The following is an 18,510-nucleotide window of genomic DNA, read 5'->3' as shown; positions in this document are numbered from 1 at the left end:
CCCTTATTGCATCAGCATGGTGGCACTGCCCAGCATGGCGGCACAGGCCGCCTTTGCCGCGGTGGCGGTGCGTTCCACGCAGTCACTGCTGCACTGTGTCAGATTGGTGTTGAACAGCAGGCTTTCCAGTTCCCCCTCCACATCGGCCCGGGCTGGCTGATCCGCCTGGCCGTTGCCGACCATGCGTTCAAACAATGGTGAAATGACCCAGTCCCGCCATTGTTGCTGGGTAATGGTGTCGGCACCAACGTTGTAGTTCAGCCCTGAGAACAGGGGTGTGATGCTGCCATCATTGGTGCGCTCGGCTTCCACCAGGGCGTTGCAGTACTCGATCGACAGCTGCGCCACGCCGACCTGATGAGCAGTGAGGAAGGCTTCAATGTTTTCCTCGCTGGGAAGCTGGGTGCGCAGGCGCTGATAGGTGTCCGGCACGTCTCCATAACCCTCTGGTACTCCGGTAAGCACACTCATGGTGGCGTTGATTTCGGCAAAGTTGCGTAGCCCTGCCAGTGGTTGTTCGCCGTATTCGTTAGGGGTCAACGGCAAGGGCTGCGGTTCAGTGTGCACATGGGTATGGCTACCCAGCCGCTCGAAGGTCAGGAAGAATTCATCGTTGTCCTGGCCCTGCTCCACCGGCAGCAAGGTGCCCAGGCGGGACAGGGTTTCTCCCTGTTCGCTGTAGCCGTCGCCGCCGATCTCTGTGTCCAGGGTGGCGAAGGCTTGTGCCACATCCGGTACCTGTCCATTGATGCCCAGACGTAGGCCGGCCAGGGGGACTTCTTCGCTGACGATGTCCTGCTCCAGGTTGATGAAGTAGGGCGCGGCGAACAGGTAGCTGAAGTTATCGAAGCGGGACACTTCGAACACCACATAGGCGCCGGGCTGGTCGATCAGATGACCGATGTAGAAGGGCAGGAAATAACGCTCGCCGACGCCGGCGTCGAAGTTGGTGCGAATCTGTTCTTCAGTGAGTGCCCGGTTATGGATGGCGGCGAAACGGATTACCCCTTCCCAGGGGCGGTCACTGGAGGCTTCGTTGCCCAGGACTAAAGCGAAGGTGTCATCCCAGGTGTTGAGCAGGGCGGGGATGACCGGATCGGTGGCGCCGTTGCGGGCACCATTGATATAGATCTGTCGGCCGTTTACCGGGTCGAAGGTCACCGCCACGTGCTGCAGGCTGGCCTGCAGCGGATCGTCAGCCGTTTCCAGCACCGGTTCGCCGTTGCCGTCAGTGGCTTCGCCGATACGCTGGAACAGCTGATAATTGCTGCCGCTTTGCGCCAGTGTCAGGTTGCGGGCATCCGGGCCGGCGGAGTAACTGATGATATGGGCATCATCCTGGCCGGTGCTGGCGGGCACCAGCCAGGCTTCCAGGGTCAGTTCGCCGGTGGTGCGGATCATGTCACTGAGCTTCTTGCTGGTGGCGGTGCTGCCCTGGGCTTTGCCGTTGTTGAGACGAATGCCCCAGCCGCCTTCCCAGGTGACGTCGCCATTGAATTGCAGGTGGATGGACGGGTCTACTCCGGAGCTGTCGAAGGCGGTGAGGCCTTCCCCGGTCTTGAATTCATAGCGGGCGATGATGTTGCTCTCGTAACGGCCGCCGCCGGCGGCCAGGGTGCCATCGTCCACATTGAGTGATTTGCTCAGCACCAGATCGTTATCGGGGGCGGTAGGGACAATGGCGTTCGCCATGGCGCGAATGGCATTTTCCATGGCCAGGGCATCACTGTCGCAGTTATCGCTCCAGCAGTTATGGCTGTCTTCACCGAGACGCTCTACCAGACGGCTCAATTCCGGGCTGTTCAGGTCGATCTTGCTGCGCACGGCCGTGTATGCCTCGTTCACATCATCTGCAGCCAGATAGGGGCCCTGGGGGGTGTTGGCATCACTCTGGTGACAGTCGCTGCAATGGTCGTCCAGCAACGGATAGACATGGGTCTGGAACAGGCTCGGGTCCTGGGGGAAATTCTTGCTGTTGCCCGGGTCCTTGATCGGCGGTTCTTCCAGTTCCGTGGTGCCGCCCCCCAGCCCCAGACTTTCGCCAGCCCAGGCGCTGATCCAGGTACTGATCTGATCGGCGCAGAATTGCGAATCAGATTCCCAGCAGTTATGCCCACCGGCGACTTTCTGCACCATCTGCGAGGACGCTGGCTGGTTAAGGTTGATCAGCGGGTTGGCTGCTGCATAGGCCTGGTTGATATCGCCGGTCTGCAGGAAGGCAGGCTGCTGATCGCGGTGACAGGCGCCGCAGCGCTGCTCGCTGACCATATTGTTCCAGATATAGATCTTGAAAGCGGAGACGTCAGCATTGCGTGGTGCAGGGCCGTCGTAGTTGACGTTGTTGTTGCCGCCCCCATTGTTAACGTTCGGGGTGGTGTCGGAGCCGCTGCTGCTGCCGCCACAGCCGCTGATCAACGCGGCCAGGAGAGCACTGACAAGTGGTAAGTATCGCATCGCCTCAGTCCCCCATGCAGTAGGTGGCCGCATCGGCAAACAGCGTCTTCATGCGGTAGTTATCGTTTTTGAACTGGCTCGTCATGTTCTCAAGCTGAGAGGTGTCGGCACTGTCTGCGGGTTTGCGCAGGCACACCGCCTGAAAAACCTTCTCCGCCTGGCAAGTGGCGAAAACATCGCTGTGGGCCAGTTCCCGGCCCAGGCTGGCGGCGCCGCTGCCACTGCCGTTCAGATTCGGGTCCCAGCCCAGGTTGGCATTGGGGCCTTTTCGCCAGTAGTTGTCCCAGTTGTCGTCCGGGGTGATGTACCCCCAGGGGAAGTTGTTGCTGTTGATCAGATATTTGCCCTGCACCCGGGTGCCGGTATCCAGATCGGCGCTGGTGTTGTAGACCATGCGGCCACCATCGCCTTCCTGCGGGCCTTCCCAGTCGTAGTAGGCAAAGCCCTGGGCCAGCGGGTCCATGCCGCTGTGACAGCTGATGCAGTTGTTGCGGAAAATACGGCTGTCGCCGCCGGGGCTGCGGCTGACATCCTGACGGATGCGGTCGGAGGGGCGAGTGGTGTCCTGCACCTGTTCCAGGTCACGACAGAGATGGTTCATCAGGGTGAAGCGCAGCATGGCCCGGTTGGTGCCGGCATAGAAAAAGGCGTTGGCAGCGGCACGGGTGGTCAGCACCCCGGCAACGGCCTGTGACGGCGTGCCGTACTGGCTGGCCTGGCTGCTGGCGGAAAGCACATCGGCCAGATTGGCGTGCTGACTCTCCAGGTTGCGGTAATGGGCATTGCTGTCCGCAGACGCCGCTGGGGTGACGTTGCCCACGTAAAGCAGGTCATCGTAGAGGATTCGCCGAAAGTCCAGATCATCGCGAATGGCACCGATTACCGTGGCGGTATAGTCATTCAATGGCGCGAACACATCCTGGGCCTCATTGGTCCACGGTGTGGCGAACTGCTTGACAGTGACGTTATAGAACGCCGGGTGGTCCATGGCCAGTTCCGCCGCGTCACGGGGGCCGCTGGTAGGGTTGCCCTGGATCAGGTTGGCCATGGTAGTGAGCGTGGCAGCATCCGCCGGCACACCCGCCAGACGATTGTGAATGCGTTGTGCCTGGTCGCGACTGTTGGCCATGCCTGTCACAGGCAAGCTGAGAGCCAGCGTCACCAGAAATATCCCCCGATAGCCTTTCATGGCTGTATCCTTTTTCTTTGATACGGTGTCGTCCGTCTGTCATTGATTGGCAGTACAGATCGACCGTTTAACAGATTTCCCGTTTCCCGCAATCATTGTCCATGACATTCTGCATCAGGCTCTGTGAATTGGGGCCCAGAAAATCAACAACAGATTCGCGATACTGACACAAACCAGAAAAAAACGGACGAACGGTGAAAATAATGAGGGTACCTGTCCTGCTGGGCCTGCTTGTGGGGATAAGCGGCTGCGGAGGCATGGACGGGGGGGATCAGCAGAAGGACCCCACGGTAACCGATATCCCGGTGGCGTATGTGCAGCGTTCGCTGCCCAGGGATGACGACGGTGAGATTGTGGTTGAGTCCCTGGAAGAACCGGCAGCGTTCCAGGCCGGGGCCAGGCTGATGGTGCGTGACAGCGCTTCCTCCCGTGCTGTGACTCGTGATGTCTCCACGACGATCTTCGGTTCCGGCCACGACGTCCGTGATCTCACCATGAGCTACGACGGCAGTCGTCTGCTATTTTCCGCTCGGGCGCCGGAAATTGTCGATGCAGATGAGGATGAGCAGCCTACCTGGAACCTGTGGGAATATGATTTTCAAACGGGCGTCGCGCGACGGCTGATCAGCAGCGACCTGCGCGCAGAAGAAGGCCAGGATCGCTATCCGGCCTATTTGCCCGATGGCCGTATCGTGTTTGCCTCAACCCGCCAGCGCCAGGCCCGGGCCAGGTTGCTGGATGAGGGCAAGCCCCAGTTCACCCCGCTGGAAGAAGGCCGTGATACTTATGCCTTCGCCCTGCACGTGATGAGTGCGGACGGCGTGGAGATTGAGCAGATCACCTTCAATATGAGCCATGATGTGGCGCCCCTGGTGGGCCGCGATGGGCGGGTGATCTTCCTGCGCTGGGATAACAAGGATAATGAAAACCGCTTTGATCTGTACCGGGTTAACCCGGACGGAACCGGGCTTACCCCCCTATACGGTGCCGATAGCCATGACGCCGGTAATAATCGCACTCGGGAATTCCTGCCCCTCTCGCTCATGGGCGATGGTCGTCTGCTCACCGCTGCACGTTTGCGCGAGGCCGGAGCCGGGCAGATGCAGCCGCTGGCCATCCATATTGGCAACTTCGTGAATCGTGAGGGCCCGTTGTTTGGTCGGGTTGGTAGTCAGGCAGAGCAGGCGTTGCCGGGCCCGGCCAGCTCTTTGGGTGATGCCGTGGCGGTGGAAGGGCGACTGGCGGATTTGGTGAGCATGGATGATGGCTCCGGTCGTTTTTTGATCGCCTGGTCTCCCTGTCGCTTGCGGGAGGGGCAAACCCTGCGGCCCTGTACCGCCGAGTATCTAAATCAGGGACTGCCGGAAGCACCGCCTGCCTTCGGTCTATGGATTCTGGACCCGGCCGAGGGAACTCAGCGGCCAGTGGTCACCCCGCAGGCGAATCTCTGGGTCACAGAACTGGCTGTGGCAACGTCGCGAACCCTGCCAACGCAGGCCGTGGCCAATGAGCGGGACGATGCCCTCGCTGAAGACAACCTGGCGCGACTGGATATTCGCAGTGTCTACGACATGGATAGCCGGTTTGTCAGTTTCAATAACCCTCGGCTTCCCGGTATTTCCACGCTCGAGCAGTTCCGGGATCCTTCCCTGGTGGCCCCGGAAGAGCGGCAGGTGCGTTTTCTGCGGATTACCAAGGGCGTGTTGATCCCCGACGAGGATGTCCGGGATATCGCCGGAGCCCAGTTCGGGCGGGCGGCTAATTTCGGCATGCGCGAAATTGTCGGCTATGTGCCGGTAGAGCCGGACGGCTCGGTGCGAGCGCGGGTACCCGCTGACGCGCCGCTGGGCCTGCAATTGGTCGATGCCACGGGCAAGGCGGTGTACAGCCGTCATGGTGCATGGATCAATCTGCGCCCGGGCGAAACCCTGCAATGCCAGGGCTGCCACGCCAACAATTCGCCGTTGCCCCATGGCCGTACTGATGGCATGGCACCTTCGATCAATGCGGGTGCTCCCCTGACCGGGCAGCCCTTCCCAAATACCCGCACCGATGTGGTCGGGTTTGCCGATGCCGGCGAAACCATGGCTCAGGCGCTCACCCGGCTCTATCCGGAACGGGAAATCCCGGCCATTGATATGCGCGGCTTTGATGCCTGGAGCGATCCGGCTCCGGCTGAAGACCTGTTGCTGGCCTATGCGGACCTGCAGACACTGGCGCCTGCCCCGGTGCCCTGTCAGCAGCAATGGCAGGCGGAATGCCGCACGGTGATTCATTATCAGGACCACATTCAGCCGCTTTGGGATCTGCCACGCCAGGCGGACGTGGGTGGCAGCCTGCAGGATGTTACCTGTTCTTCTTGCCATAATCGCCGGGATGCCATGAATGCGTTGCAGGTGCCGCCGGCGCAGCTGGAGCTCACTGGTGAGGCGTCTGCAGATCAGCCGTTACAGCCCACCAGCTACCGGGAACTGCTGTTCAATGACAACGAGCTGGTGCTGGAAGACGGCGCCCTGGTCGACCGGCTGGAGATCGTCACTGACGGTGAAGGCAATGTGGTTTACCAAACTGATGAAGACGGCGAGCTGATTCTGGATAACATGGGTAATCCTGTTCCGGTGACGGAAACCGTGCCGGTCTCGGCACTCATTCGGGCTGGCCAGGCGCGCAATTCCGACGCATTCTTTGATATCTTTGTACAGGGCGGTGCCCATGACGACTGGCTGAAGGTGGAAGAATTGCGGTTGCTGGCGGAATGGGCCGATCTTGGGGCGCAGCTCTATAACGACCCGTTCCGGGTGCCCGAAAACTGATAAAGCGCCAAGTCTGGATAACCTGACTGGTGCCGTTGGAGCCTTGTTCGCAAGGCGAATGGCGTAAAAGTCTTGCCATGAAAACAAGCCCGGAATCGACATGCCGGGCTTATTTGATGTCCGATTGAAAGGGGAGACGCACCCGTTGCGCCTTGTAGTTGTGTTGTTATCCATGCTGGTGCTGTTACCGGTAAAAGCGGTTTCATCCGAACCGTCACCTCCCTTGCAAGTCAAGGTTGCGGAGCCCTATGTGGATATCCATACCGGGCCCGGTCGCGGTTACCCGGTTTTCCATGTGGTAGAGCGCCATGCGCCGCTGACCCTGCTGTTCCAGCGCGCCGGCTGGATCAAGGTTGAAACCGCCCGTGGCCGCATCGGCTGGGTGCCTCGCAAGGCGTTACTGTCTACCCTGGACGGCAGCGGTGAGACACCGGAACTGCAGAATCTGGGTCACGAGGATTTTACTGGTGGGCACTGGCAGGCATCGGTGCTGGCGGGAGAACTTGAAGGTGTCACCTCGCTGGCGGTGGGGCTTGGCTACCGGTTCACAGAAAACCTCACTGCCGAGGCGATGTTTACCCAGGCCAGTGGGAATTTTTCCAATACCAAGCTGATTGATTTCAACCTTCAGCATCAGCTGTTTCCGCGCTGGAGAATCTCTCCCTATACGATGCTGGGAACCGGCCGCGCCAGTATTGAACCCCGGGCGACATTGGTGCGCCCGGAAAATCGTGACGAAACGCTGGCTTTTGCCGGCGCCGGGCTGAAGGCCTACCTGGCTCGCGGTTTTGTATTACGGGGTGAATACCGAAGTTATGTGCTGTTCACCGAAGAAAACGACAACCGGAATCTGGAAGAATGGAAACTCGGTTTCTCCCTGCTTTTCTGATCCTGCCTCTATTACTCCCGGCAGGAGCAATAGCTGAAACGGCAGACGATATATCCGCTGTGCGCGACGCAGACCCGGAATCGGTACTGGATCCGCAAATCGAGCGGCGTCGTATCAAGGAAGCGGATATCGATAGCGAAAACTTCGAGGCGGGTGTGTACGCAGGCATTCTCTCGATTGAAGATTTTGGTGCTCAGCCAGTGGTGGGCGTGCGGCTGGACTATCACTTGTCCGAGGATGTGTTCTTCGAGGCAGTGCTGGGCCGCGCCGAGGCTGGAGAAACCAGTTTCGAAACCCTTAATGCGGGGGTGCGTCTGCTGAATGATGATGAGCGTGAGTTCACTTATTACCAGGCGTCGGTGGGGTACAACCTGCTACCCGGCGAGGCCTTTCTGTCTGGCGGACGAACGTTCAATAACGCCCTTTATCTGCTTGGTGGAGCCGGGATTACCGATTTCGCCGGCGAAGAGCATTTCACCCTGGGGGTCGGTGTGGGTTACCGCCTGCTGGTCAATGATTTGATCGCCGTGCGGGTGGATATGAAAGACCATATCTTTAATCTGGATGTGCTTGGCGAGGATAAGACCACGCACAATCTGGAGCTGACCGCGGGTGTCAGTCTGTTTTTCTGAAAATAAGAAATGGGGGGAGCAATAATGAAAAAGACACTGATGCTAGTGATAGGCGCTTTGGCGCTGATTTTTTCCAGCAATGCGCTTGCCGCAGAGGAAGGTGCGCCAGCACCGGACTTTACGCTCAAGACCCTGGATGGCAGCAACCTGAAGCTAAGCGAGCAGCGGGGAACCGTGATTCTGCTGAATTTCTGGGCCTCCTGGTGCGGACCCTGCCGTACCGAAATGCCGTTGCTGGACGATCTTTATCAGGAGTATCGCGACTACGGCTTCACCGTGCTGGGCGTTAACCTGGATGAGAATCGTGACCAGGCGGATCGTCTTTTGGACAAGATTCCGGTGACCTTCCCGGTGTTGTTTGATCCGCAGAACAGTACCAGTGAAACCTATGGCGTGGATGCCATGCCCACCACCGTACTGATTGACCGTAATGGTGTGGTCCGTCATCACCATCGTGGTTACAAGGACGGCTATATGGATAAATACGAAGACCAGGTGAAGGCGCTGGTGCTGGAATGAATGGAGTGGGAATGATGCGTCTCTCCGGTCTTGTGCTATTGCTGGCGTTCACCGCCAGCGGCTGTGCCGTAAAACCCTGGCTAAAGCCCTACGAGCGTGCCCGCCTGGCGGACCCGGTGATGAACGTGTCTGCCCACCCGGTGGCGGAAAGCTACATGGGCCATGTGCATCAGGCGCGGGAAAGCATGCGTGGGGCGGAAGGCAGTGCCGGTGGAGGCTGCGGATGCAACTGATGCGTACGTTGCTGGTGGGAGTGCTGATCTGTTCAAGCGCGTTGTTGCAAGCCTCGGTATTGCCGGAGGATCGGCTTGATGTGCTGTACCACCAGTACGAGGGGGGCGGTATGAAAATCAATGGCCCGTCGGTGCTGGTAAGAAAGTCGGTGGCCGACAAGGTAGCGGTGCATGCCAATTATTATGTGGATGAAGTCTCCGCTGCTTCCATTGATGTGCTGGTCAGTGCCAGTCCTTACTCAGAAGAGCGCACCGAGAAAAGTGTTGGCGTGGATTACCTGCATGGCAAGGCCATCTATTCGTTAAGTTACGCCAACAGCGAAGAAAATGATTTCGAGGCGAACTCGGTACACTTTGACATGAGCCAGGATTTCTTTGGCGATCTGACAACCCTGAGCTTTGGCTATTCGAAAGGCTGGGATGAAGTGTTTCGAAGTGATGATAATACCTTCGCTGAAGAAGCCGATCGGCAGCATTTTCGGATCAATATATCGCAGATTCTGACCCGCAATCTGAGGGCTAGCCTGGGCCATGAGCTGATCACCGATGAAGGCTACCTGAACAATCCCTACCGCTCCGTGCGTTATTTGACGGGTGGTGGCAATTACAGCTTTGAGCCGGAGCGCTATCCAGAAACCCGTACCAGTGAAGCTACCTCGTTACGGCTGTCCTACTACTTGCCCTGGCGGGCCGGCCTGCATGGCGAGTACCGGCTGTATAACGATTCCTGGGGTATTGATGCCAATAGCTGGCAATTGAAGCTGATACAGCCGCTGGGAGGAAAGTGGACTCTGGAAGGGCGTTACCGGGCCTACCAGCAAGGCCAGGCGGATTTTTATGCGGATCTATTTCCATTCCAGAATGCCCAGAATTTTCTTGCCAGAGACAAGGAACTCAGCGAATTCAGCTCTACCGTGGTGGGGGTGGGGATTGGCTTCGAATTCAGCAAATCAAACTGGGACACCTTCGACCGGGCGGGGCTGAATCTGTGGGTGGATCGCTTCAGCTTTGACTACGAGAATTTCCGCGACATTCGCGTCGCTTCCACCCCGGGCACCGAACCGCTGTACAGCTTTGATGCCACGGTAACCCGACTGCTGTTTACGTTGTGGTATTAGCTACGAGCTACGCTGGTTGGATAGGGAAAGGATGGAAAGTTCCTCGGACCTCGGTATTTCTACGAAGCCGCGGTAGGAGCCCATGCTTGCATGGCGAACCGCGCTTGCCCGGAAATCGGCCGGAGGGAGATCAGGAGTTTCAGAGCTCGACAGGTTTCAGAAAAGAATGGCGGCTAGGTTGATCTCTGCCGCCTCGCTACGCTCGGTTCGCCATGCAAGCATGGCTCCTACAGCGAAGCCCGGTTCTTTCGCCTGAATCGCGCCGCGAGCGGCGCTCCTGCAAAATTTTTCCGGCGTTGTCTCTTACAACGAGTCGGTCAGCAAAATCCCGAAGCTGAAACGGTTTTCGTAATCGTCGTAGTTGATCAGCGAATCCCCATAGCCACTGAACACCTGAACCAGCCCCTTGAAACGCTTGCTGAGCGGGAAAGAATAGTTGATGCGGCCGGCGCCCTTGTTGTCGGAGCGCAAGTTGTTACGCACCATCAGTTCCAGTACGTGGTTGCGGAACGGGTAGGCTACTTCCAGCTCGAAATTGCCCATGAACTTTTCGATGTCCGGGTTATCGTCACCGGAGGTCTCCAGGGGGTCGTCTTTCTCTTCTTCGGGAATCCGGTACCAGGGTTTCACGGACCAGTAGTAGTCGCCGGTCTTGAAGACGTAATTCATGAACACCCGGTTCCAGCTTCTCGACACCGGCACATCGCGGCCATTGGATTGGTGGTTGAAGCCGGCCACCAGCAGTTCGGAATCCAGTGGGCCAATCTGCCAGTCGATAGGCTTGGAAATAAAGATTTCCGGCTCGTAATTGGTTTCCCGAAACGGCGCGGAGATCTCGCTGTTGTAGGCCTGCCAGAAGAAGGTACCGGTGAACGCCATCCACAAGGTCACATCGTCGACGATGTTTTCCTTCAGGGGCGCCTTGAGTGAGAGCTGGAACTTCACCTCGTTGGGCTGCAGGTCCCGGTCATCCTTGTCGGGGTCATTCCACTGGCGGTTGGACCAGTAGCTGTACGGCAGCAGGTAATTGCGGCGGTGCGGGGTAATCACAAAGGGGTTGCCTCGGGTGGTGTTTTCCAGCGCCAGGCGGGCGCGCAGGGCATCCTCGTTGGTGCGATCCCCGGGCAGTTCTTCGCCGTTCTGGCACCAGCCGCGCAGCTCTTTCAGGGTGACCTGCTCATTGGCAGTCTGAGCACTTCGCAACAGGCAATCGTTCTGCTGCTGGGTTTTGCTCATGGCCTCCGTTGATTCATCCGGCACCGGGGCACTATCACTGTCTGATGCCTGGGCATTTTCCTCTTTCTCACGTTCGGATGCTTGCGGGCTTTCTTCGGCATGGAGGGTGGCGACACAGAGAGAGGCGCTGATCAATGTCAGGGCCAGCACCAGGGACTTGTACATGCAGTGATCCTTTACGTTGCCGATATTTCCGTCTGGCACGGCCAGCATCCGGTTACAGGTTGCTGACTTCCTCGTTGCTCATTGAGCGAGCCTGATCCTCCAGCATGACGGGAATACCGTCACGCACCGGATAGGCCAGACCACTGGCCTTGCACTTGAGTTCGCCGGCCTTGTCGTCATAGATCAGGGGTGCCTTGCTGACCGGGCAAACCAGGATGTCTAGCAGGTTGGTATCAATCATTGGCGGGTTCCTAAGCAGTCATTCAGCAGTCTTTGGCGAGTATACCCAATGTCCACGGCAGGGGAGAGGATACCGCCGCAACTCCGGCCTTTTTTTACGAAAAACCTGTTAAAACAGTTAACTAGAGAGGCAAACGGTAGTTTCAAACGCTTGTTTGACTCACGGGTCACAAATAGGGGTAGAGCGGTGCAGGAGCCCTGACCTAAGATTAGCGTCCCAAATTATGGCGGGCCCATGGCCCGCCTCATTGTCACCGTTTCTTTAGGGAGATTTGAGATGCCGGATTACAAGGCTCCCCTGCGCGATATGCGCTTTGTACTGAATGAAGTCCTGGACATGGACGGCCACTACCAGGGTCTGGGTCTGGAAGAGATCAACAGCGAACTGCTGAATGCCTTTCTGGAAGAAGGCGCCAAGTTTTCCGAAAACGAGCTGGCTCCCCTGAACCGTTCCGGTGATGAGGAAGGCTGTGGTTTCGACAACGGTGTGGTAACCACGCCGAAAGGTTTCAAGGAAGCCTACGCCAAGTATGTGGAAGGTGGTTGGCCGGCCATGGGCGGCGATCCGGAATTCGGCGGTCAGGGCCTGCCCGGCTCCGCTGGCATCGCTATCTCTGAAATGACCGGTACCGCCAACTGGTCCTGGAGCATGTACCCGGGCCTGTCCCACGGTGCGGTGGCGACCATTGAAGAGCACGGTACCGACGAGCAGAAAAATGGCTACCTGCCGAAGCTGACCAGCGGTGAGTGGACCGGCACCATGTGCCTGACCGAACCCCACTGTGGTTCTGACCTGGGTATTCTGAAATCCAAGGCCGAGCCCAACGCAGACGGCTCCTACAGCATCACCGGCACCAAGATCTTTATCTCTGCTGGTGAGCATGACATGGCCGAGAACATCGTCCATATCGTACTGGCTCGCCTGCCTGATGCGCCCAAAGGCACCAAGGGTATTTCCCTGTTCATCGTTCCCAAGTTTCTCACCGACGGCAACGGCGGTGTGGGCGAGCGCAATGCTGTGACCTGTGGTTCCATCGAACACAAGATGGGCATCAAGGCATCCGCCACCTGCGTAATGAACTTCGACGGCGCCACCGGTTACCTGATCGGCCCGGAAAACAAAGGCCTGAACTGCATGTTCACCTTTATGAACTTTGCCCGTCTGGGTACCGCCATTCAGGGTGTTGCCCATGCCGAGCTGGGTTTCCAGGGTGGCCTGACCTACGCCAAGGATCGTCTGGCCATGCGCAGCCTGTCCGGCCCGAAAAACCCGGAAGGCCCCGCCGACCCGATCATCGTTCACCCGGACGTGCGTCGTATGCTGCTGACTTCCAAGGCGTTCGCCGAAGGTGGTCGTGCACTGGTGTACCTGTGCGCCCAGCTGGGTGACAAGGTGAAGCTGGAGAAAGATGAGGCGGCCCGCAAGGAAGCCGACGATCTGATGGCCCTGTTGACGCCAATCGCCAAGGCGTTCGTGACCGAAGCCGGTCTGGAAGCGGCCAACCACGGTGTGCAGATCTACGGTGGCCACGGCTTTATCCGTGAATGGGGCATGGAACAGAACGTGCGTGATGCGCGTATCTCCACCCTGTACGAAGGCACCACCGGCATTCAGGCGCTGGATCTGCTGGGTCGTAAAGTCATGATGACCCAGGGTCAGGCCCTGCGTAACTTCACCAAGGTCGTGCACAAGTTCGGCGAAACCAACGCGGACAATGCGGACCTGAAGGAACTGCTGGAGCCGCTGGCCGCTTACAACAAGGAATGGGGCGAGCTGACCCAGGCCATCGGCATGCAGGCCATGCAGAATCCGGATTATGTGGGTGCCGCTTCCGTGGATTACCTGATGTATTCCGGCTACGTGACCCTGGCCTACCTGTGGGCCCGCATGGCAGCCGTGGCACACGCTGCGCTGGAATCCGGTGCTGGTGATGAGGACTTCTACAAGGCCAAGATCAGCACGGCCAAGTTCTACTTCAAGCGCATCCTGCCGCGTGCGGCCGGTCACAAGGGCGCCATCGAAGGCGGCCTGGACTGCCTGATGGAACTGGACGCAGAACACTTCGCGTTCTGATCCGGCGTCAGTGCCAGAAAAAAAGCCCGCCCTTGTTCGGCGGGCTTTTTTTTGCCTGAAAACCGCCCAGGCTACGTAAACGGTGGTTTTTCGTTATAGTGTCGACACAAAAAAGACGTCACAGGGATGAGGGGGATATATCCATGAAGAAGGTTGTTGCACTGATTGTGGTGCTGGTTGTGGCGTGGCTGGGGGCCACGTTTTATGTGGGCATGCGCGCCGAGACGCTGGTTCGCGACGAAGTGGCCGGCCTGGAAGTGATTCCGGGGCAGAGCGATATTGTCTTTGACGTGCTTCGTTATGATCGCGGGCTGTTTCGGTCCGAGGCGGTGACCTGCCTGATCGCCCAGGGCGAGCTGGCATCCAATCCGAACATGGCGATGTTGTCCGGGCAAATCTGCTCCCTGAGCACCATTCACCACGGTCCCTTCGCCTGGACCGATGAGGGCCTGTTTGTGGGGGTTGCCGCCAGTGAGGAAGTCCTGGATCTGAGTGAGCTGCCCCCGGAAATGGCGGCCATGGTCAATGAGATCTTTCAGGGCAAGCCGCCGGTGACTGGTTACAGCCGCTATGGCTTTGATGGCAGCCTGACCATGAAGGTGGCGGTGTCGCCGGTAAATCTGGAGGCACCCATGGGCAAGGTGGTGCTCGAAGAGTTGCAGCTGGACGTGTTGCGGCCAACCGCTGATACCTATCCGGTCAACACTTACCTGTCCCTGCAGGGGCTGGATGTGTCCTCCCCGAAAATGGGTTTCGCGGTGGATTCACTCACTGGCGCCGTGGATATCGTTGCCATGCTGGGCGGTGAATTACCGCTGGCGGATATTAACCTGGCCGGCAAGCAGTTGCGCTGGTCCCAGGGGGAGCAGCCGATGCTGGCGTTTGATCTGACCCTGCAGGGCAACAGTAAGGATCACGGTGATACGCTTAGTGGCGACAGCCGCTTATGGTTGGAGAATATCAGCGGGCCAATGGTGCCGCTGCCCATGGACAGCGCTTACCTGGGCATGGACTACGCCGGTCTGGACCGGCAGGCACTGGTCAAGGTGCACGCACTCAACCGGGAGATGGATGAAATCCAGACCCGGGCACTGATGGGCGCCCTGACCGGCAATGGCGAGCAGGATATGGAACAGCAGATGGCTCGTATCCAGACCTTGCTGGCAGAAATGACCCAGGTGGCTGCGGAACAACTGCTGCATCCGGGTGACAGTGAGTTGTCACTGCAGATGCTGGTGGACCACCAGGGCGAGCGACAGCTCACCGTCGACAGCAAGGCCCGTTACCTGGGGCTGGATGGCAACAACCTGCCGGCTGACGAGCTGATGGCACTCAGTGAGGCGCAGATTCAGCAGATGCTGGATGTGCAGGTGCGCGTGGATATGCACGAGTCACTGGTGCCGGCGTCCTACGTCGCCAGGCTGACAGCCCTGGCCGAGCAGGGCGTGGTGGAAAGGCAGGGCGAGCGCTGGAGCAGTGTGATCAGCGCCAATGGCGGCGCCCTGAGCCTCAATGGTCAGCTAGTGAGCGCTGAAGAGCTGCAGGAGCGCATGAAAGCGGTTTCCGGGCCTGCTGGCACTCCGGAGGCGGCTGAAGCGGAGACGGCCCTGGACGATCCGTTGGCTTACCAAGTCGATTGATCCGCAAAACCCGCCGTTTGGCGGGTTTTTTTATTCCCCGAAAATCGGGCATGCTGTAATGACTCTCTCGCGGGGCGATTGCCTGTTCTAAGGAGGGGAGACATGGAAACAGTCAGGGTGCTTTGTTGGCGCTCAACGGCGATCCTGTTCGTTCTGCTGGGCATGATCGGTGTGGTGGTCCCGGGTATGCCGACCGTGGTCTTTCTGTTGCTGGCCGCCTGGGCGGGCAGCCATGGCTGGCCACAGCTTGAACACTGGTTGTTGCACCATCCCCGCCACGGTGGCCACATCCGTCAGTGGCGCGAACAGCGTGCCATTCCCCGCCGCGCCAAGTGCGCCGCCTCCACCATGATGTTAATCAGTATCGGCCTGATCAGCCTGTCTACGGCGCCGGATTACGTGAAAATCGCTGTGCCGCTGTTTCTCTGCGCGGTATTGCTGTGGATGTGGCGCCGACCGGAGCCGCTGGAATAGGCATAAGGCTTTATTTGAATACGGCGCAAATGAAGGCAAAAGTGCGTAAACAGCCCTCAATGTTCCCAATTTCACCCACAAAGCGTGATTCTTGCGTTAGCGGCGGCGCCCATGAACGGCGGGTCACAAATAACCCTGTTACCTGAGGCCCTGCCTGCCTAGAATTTGCGCCCTGCCAACTTTCGGGAGATGTGCAAATGGCGACCTATAAAGCGCCCCTCGAGGACATGCGTTTTGTTCTCAACGATGTGTTCAAAGCGGATCAGCTGTGGGCCTCCATGCCTGCCACCGCCGAGGTTACCCGCGACCTGTCCGACGCCATTCTGGAAGAAGCGGGCAAGATGACCGAAGGCCTGCTGTTCCCGCTGAACCGTAACGGTGACGAGCAGGGCTGCACCTGGAACGACGGTGAAGTGACCACCCCGGACGGTTTCAAGGATGCCTTCAAGACCTTTGCGGAAAATGGCTGGAGCGCGTTTTCCGGTAATCCGGAATTCGGTGGCCAGGGCATGCCCAAGTCCCTGGCGGTGCTGTTCGAGGAAATGATGCACAGCGCCTGTTCCTCCTTCGCCCTCTACCCAGCGCTCACCAGCGGCGCTTGCCTGGCCATCGATGCCCACGCCAGCCAGGAACTGAAAGAGCAGTACCTGCCCAAGCTCTACAGTGGTGAGTGGAGCGGCACCATGTGCCTGACTGAGCCTCACTCCGGTACCGATCTGGGTATTCTGCGCACCAAGGCCGAGCCCAACGACGACGGTTCCTTCAACATCACCGGCACCAAGATCTTCATCACCGGTGGTGAGCACGACATGACCAGCAACCACATTCACCTGGTGCTGGCGAAGCTGCCGGATGCGCCGGCTGGCTCCAAGGGAATTTCCCTGTTCCTGGTACCCAAATTCCTGCCCGACGCGGACAACAACGCGGGTGAGGGCAACGGTGCGACCTGTGGCTCCATCGAACACAAGATGGGCATCAAGGGCTCGGCTACCTGCGTGATGAACTTCGACGACGCCAAGGGCTGGATCATCGGCGAACCGAACCAGGGGTTGGCCTGCATGTTCACCATGATGAACTACGAGCGCCTTTCCATCGGCCTGCAGGGTCTGGGACTGGGTGAAGTGAGCTACCAGAGCGCGGTGGACTATGCCCGCGAGCGCCTGCAGGGCCGCAGCGCCACCGGCGCAAAAAATCCCAATGGCCCGGCGGACCCGATCATTGTTCACGGTGACGTACGGCGCATGCTGATGAACATGCGTGCCATCAATGAGGGTGGCCGTGCGCTGGCTGCCTACGTGGGCATGCAGCTGGACACTGCCAAGTTCAGCGAAGACGCGGACGCCAAGAAAAAGGCGGAAGACCGGGTGGCCCTGCTGACACCGGTAGCCAAGGCCTTCTTCACCGATCGCGGTCTGGATACCACTATCACCGGGCAGCAGGTCTTCGGTGGCCACGGTTATATTCGTGAGTGGGGCATGGAGCAGTTCGTGCGCGATTGCCGGATTTCCCAGATCTATGAAGGCACCAACGGTATTCAGGCGCTGGACCTGGCGGGCCGTAAAGTCGCCCGTAACGGCGGTAAATCCGTGGATGCGTTCCTGGCCGATGCCCAGGCCTGGGTTGAAGAAAACAGCGGTAATGGCCAACTGGCTGCCATCAGCAGCGAGCTGCAGGCGGCACTGACCCTGCTTAAGGACGCCACCGACGAACTGCTGTCCCAGGCAGGCAACAACCCGGACGCGATCAGCGCTGCCGCAGTGGAGTATCTGGACCTGTTCGGCTATGTGCTCTACGCCTGGCTGTGGGCGCAGATGCTGGCGGCCACCGATGGTCGTGATGATGACTTCGCCAAGGCCAAGCGCATCACTTGCCAGTACTACTTCCAGCGCATTCTGCCCAAGGCCCATGCCTTGTATGCTCAGATCAAGAGTGGCGCGGATACCATGATGGGTCTGGACGGCGAGTTGTTCTAAATAGCTACGAGCTACGAGCTACAAAAAACCGCACCCTCACGGGCGCGGTTTTTTTTGGGGTGGCGCGGGGCCAAAAGGCTGATCGTTAGCTGGATGCTTTCCTGAAGCTAGAAGCTAGCTGCTCGTAGCTGCCCTTACGGAAACTGCATATTCAGCGGCGAACTGCCCTGTAGTGAATCCGCCCGATTCGGATCATCTATGAAAGGGTTACGGTTACCCTGCACCTGCTCGATCACGTTGTTGCGGCGACGTTCCTCGTCGTCCACCGGGTCATCCCGGTGCCAGCGTTGGTACATCTCCAGGGTGCCAAGCAAGGGGATGTCATATCTGTCATACAGATACAGCATGGCCCTGGCCACATCTCCCTTGGCGGACTTTGGTGGCTCGAATACCTGAAAGGCTTGCTTGTAACCACACTGCGGATCCGTGGCTGTGGTGGCTGGCAGATCGCCCAAGAGGGTTCGGCGACGGTCAAGCTCTGCATGTCGAGTTACCGGAAATAGGCTGTGGCGGTCCCGTGAGACCTCGACAAACTGGTGACTGCTCTGGCACAACCGGCTGGTTCGGCAGCCGAAATGTTGCGCAAGCCGGCGCTCGTCATAGATGTGTTCTAAAGAAACCCGATCATCGGCCTGGAACGCTTCCTGGCAATACAGCGTTTTGCCGCCGTTGGCGTATACCTGCTCGAGAAACATCTTCTCAGGTGTGTCGCCAAAGCTGGTAGCTACAGGCAAGAAGAATGCCAGCAGCACCAGTGAAAACTTATTCATATTGTGAGCCCCGTCACATGTCTGCTCTTGCCATCTTAGCCCCCAAAGCCAGAGTGACATCTAATTATAATGTATACCGGGGTGATGAAAG

The 18,510-nt window shown here is 58.7% G+C and carries 15 protein-coding genes; 10 read left to right on the top strand and 5 right to left on the bottom strand.

Features of this window, described 5'->3' with window-relative positions; translation table 11 throughout:
* Positions 1 to 3: 3 nt before the first annotated feature.
* Positions 4 to 2,454 (bottom strand): LamG domain-containing protein, encoded by a 2,451-nt coding sequence (locus B3Q33_RS15700; RefSeq protein WP_273008879.1) that lies wholly within the window; start codon positions 2,452 to 2,454, stop codon positions 4 to 6.
* Positions 2,455 to 2,458: 4 nt separating this feature from the next.
* The gene (locus tag B3Q33_RS15695; protein WP_272961500.1) at positions 2,459 to 3,643 is read right to left on the bottom strand and encodes a hypothetical protein; all 1,185 of its coding nucleotides are present in this window, start codon (positions 3,641 to 3,643) and stop codon (positions 2,459 to 2,461) included.
* A gap of 203 nt (positions 3,644 to 3,846) precedes the next feature.
* Here B3Q33_RS15695 and B3Q33_RS15690 point away from each other — a divergent pair, with 203 nt between their 5' ends.
* From B3Q33_RS15690 to B3Q33_RS15665, 6 genes are all read left to right on the top strand, one after another.
* Positions 3,847 to 6,456: a hypothetical protein gene (locus tag B3Q33_RS15690; protein WP_272961499.1), complete on the top strand. Its 2,610-nt coding sequence runs from the start codon at positions 3,847 to 3,849 to the stop codon at positions 6,454 to 6,456.
* Between the two features lie 100 nt (positions 6,457 to 6,556).
* Entirely contained in the window at positions 6,557 to 7,345 is a 789-nt protein-coding gene (locus B3Q33_RS15685; RefSeq protein WP_272975005.1) for an outer membrane beta-barrel protein, read from the top strand.
* A gap of 59 nt (positions 7,346 to 7,404) precedes the next feature.
* Positions 7,405 to 7,977, top strand: coding sequence for an outer membrane beta-barrel domain-containing protein (locus tag B3Q33_RS15680; RefSeq protein ID WP_232221976.1), 573 nt, complete (start codon positions 7,405 to 7,407; stop codon positions 7,975 to 7,977).
* 24 nt (positions 7,978 to 8,001) lie between these two features.
* Positions 8,002 to 8,496, top strand: coding sequence for a TlpA disulfide reductase family protein (locus B3Q33_RS15675; protein ID WP_035244920.1), 495 nt, complete (start codon positions 8,002 to 8,004; stop codon positions 8,494 to 8,496).
* A gap of 11 nt (positions 8,497 to 8,507) precedes the next feature.
* Entirely contained in the window at positions 8,508 to 8,729 is a 222-nt protein-coding gene (locus B3Q33_RS15670) for a DUF4266 domain-containing protein (RefSeq protein ID WP_084573375.1), read from the top strand.
* The gene (locus tag B3Q33_RS15665; RefSeq protein ID WP_035244918.1) at positions 8,720 to 9,847 is read left to right on the top strand and encodes a DUF3570 domain-containing protein; all 1,128 of its coding nucleotides are present in this window, start codon (positions 8,720 to 8,722) and stop codon (positions 9,845 to 9,847) included. The genes B3Q33_RS15670 and B3Q33_RS15665 overlap by 10 nt, the downstream gene beginning before the upstream one ends.
* A gap of 303 nt (positions 9,848 to 10,150) precedes the next feature.
* On the opposite strand, the gene B3Q33_RS15660 is transcribed toward B3Q33_RS15665, so the two are convergent.
* Positions 10,151 to 11,287, bottom strand: coding sequence for a phospholipase A (locus B3Q33_RS15660; protein WP_232221974.1), 1,137 nt, complete (start codon positions 11,285 to 11,287; stop codon positions 10,151 to 10,153).
* Between the two features lie 13 nt (positions 11,288 to 11,300).
* Complete coding sequence (locus B3Q33_RS15655; RefSeq protein WP_035244917.1) at positions 11,301 to 11,489, bottom strand: Trm112 family protein; 189 nt, start codon at positions 11,487 to 11,489, stop codon at positions 11,301 to 11,303.
* Between the two features lie 276 nt (positions 11,490 to 11,765).
* On the opposite strand from B3Q33_RS15655, the gene B3Q33_RS15650 reads away from it, so the two are divergent.
* The 4 genes from B3Q33_RS15650 to B3Q33_RS15635 all read left to right on the top strand — a co-directional run bounded on the left by B3Q33_RS15650 (position 11,766) and on the right by B3Q33_RS15635 (position 17,649).
* The gene (locus B3Q33_RS15650) at positions 11,766 to 13,562 is read left to right on the top strand and encodes an acyl-CoA dehydrogenase C-terminal domain-containing protein (RefSeq protein ID WP_035244916.1); all 1,797 of its coding nucleotides are present in this window, start codon (positions 11,766 to 11,768) and stop codon (positions 13,560 to 13,562) included.
* Positions 13,563 to 13,705: 143 nt separating this feature from the next.
* Positions 13,706 to 15,202 (top strand): DUF945 family protein, encoded by a 1,497-nt coding sequence (locus B3Q33_RS15645; RefSeq protein ID WP_273008880.1) that lies wholly within the window; start codon positions 13,706 to 13,708, stop codon positions 15,200 to 15,202.
* 102 nt (positions 15,203 to 15,304) lie between these two features.
* Positions 15,305 to 15,676 carry a YbaN family protein gene (locus B3Q33_RS15640; RefSeq protein ID WP_035244914.1) on the top strand — a complete coding sequence of 124 codons (372 nt, stop codon included), beginning with the start codon at positions 15,305 to 15,307 and terminating at the stop codon, positions 15,674 to 15,676.
* Positions 15,677 to 15,873: 197 nt separating this feature from the next.
* Positions 15,874 to 17,649 (top strand): acyl-CoA dehydrogenase C-terminal domain-containing protein, encoded by a 1,776-nt coding sequence (locus B3Q33_RS15635; protein ID WP_273008881.1) that lies wholly within the window; start codon positions 15,874 to 15,876, stop codon positions 17,647 to 17,649.
* Between the two features lie 134 nt (positions 17,650 to 17,783).
* Here the strand turns inward: B3Q33_RS15635 and B3Q33_RS15630 are convergent, their stop codons facing one another.
* The gene (locus B3Q33_RS15630; RefSeq protein ID WP_035244912.1) at positions 17,784 to 18,419 is read right to left on the bottom strand and encodes an endonuclease; all 636 of its coding nucleotides are present in this window, start codon (positions 18,417 to 18,419) and stop codon (positions 17,784 to 17,786) included.
* Positions 18,420 to 18,510 lie beyond the last annotated feature (91 nt).

The sequence above is a fragment of the Alcanivorax sp. UBA3183 genome, assembly GCF_002364155.1.
Classification (GTDB): Bacteria; Pseudomonadota; Gammaproteobacteria; order Pseudomonadales; family Alcanivoracaceae; genus Alcanivorax; species Alcanivorax jadensis.
This window is presented reverse-complemented; position numbering and strand designations above follow the sequence as displayed.

Bases quoted from the DNA above. Each gene is read 5' to 3' on its own strand.
- B3Q33_RS15700 (WP_273008879.1), bottom strand. From the start codon at position 2,454: ATGCGATACTTACCACTTGTCAGTGCTCTCCTGGCCGCGTTGATCAGC.
- B3Q33_RS15695 (WP_272961500.1), bottom strand. From the start codon at position 3,643: ATGAAAGGCTATCGGGGGATATTTCTGGTGACGCTGGCTCTCAGCTTG.
- B3Q33_RS15690 (WP_272961499.1), top strand. From the start codon at position 3,847: ATGAGGGTACCTGTCCTGCTGGGCCTGCTTGTGGGGATAAGCGGCTGC.
- B3Q33_RS15685 (WP_272975005.1), top strand. From the start codon at position 6,557: ATGCCGGGCTTATTTGATGTCCGATTGAAAGGGGAGACGCACCCGTTG.
- B3Q33_RS15675 (WP_035244920.1), top strand. From the start codon at position 8,002: ATGAAAAAGACACTGATGCTAGTGATAGGCGCTTTGGCGCTGATTTTT.
- B3Q33_RS15670 (WP_084573375.1), top strand. From the start codon at position 8,508: ATGATGCGTCTCTCCGGTCTTGTGCTATTGCTGGCGTTCACCGCCAGC.
- B3Q33_RS15665 (WP_035244918.1), top strand. From the start codon at position 8,720: ATGCAACTGATGCGTACGTTGCTGGTGGGAGTGCTGATCTGTTCAAGC.
- B3Q33_RS15655 (WP_035244917.1), bottom strand. From the start codon at position 11,489: ATGATTGATACCAACCTGCTAGACATCCTGGTTTGCCCGGTCAGCAAG.
- B3Q33_RS15650 (WP_035244916.1), top strand. From the start codon at position 11,766: ATGCCGGATTACAAGGCTCCCCTGCGCGATATGCGCTTTGTACTGAAT.
- B3Q33_RS15645 (WP_273008880.1), top strand. From the start codon at position 13,706: ATGAAGAAGGTTGTTGCACTGATTGTGGTGCTGGTTGTGGCGTGGCTG.
- B3Q33_RS15640 (WP_035244914.1), top strand. From the start codon at position 15,305: ATGGAAACAGTCAGGGTGCTTTGTTGGCGCTCAACGGCGATCCTGTTC.
- B3Q33_RS15635 (WP_273008881.1), top strand. From the start codon at position 15,874: ATGGCGACCTATAAAGCGCCCCTCGAGGACATGCGTTTTGTTCTCAAC.
- B3Q33_RS15630 (WP_035244912.1), bottom strand. From the start codon at position 18,419: ATGAATAAGTTTTCACTGGTGCTGCTGGCATTCTTCTTGCCTGTAGCT.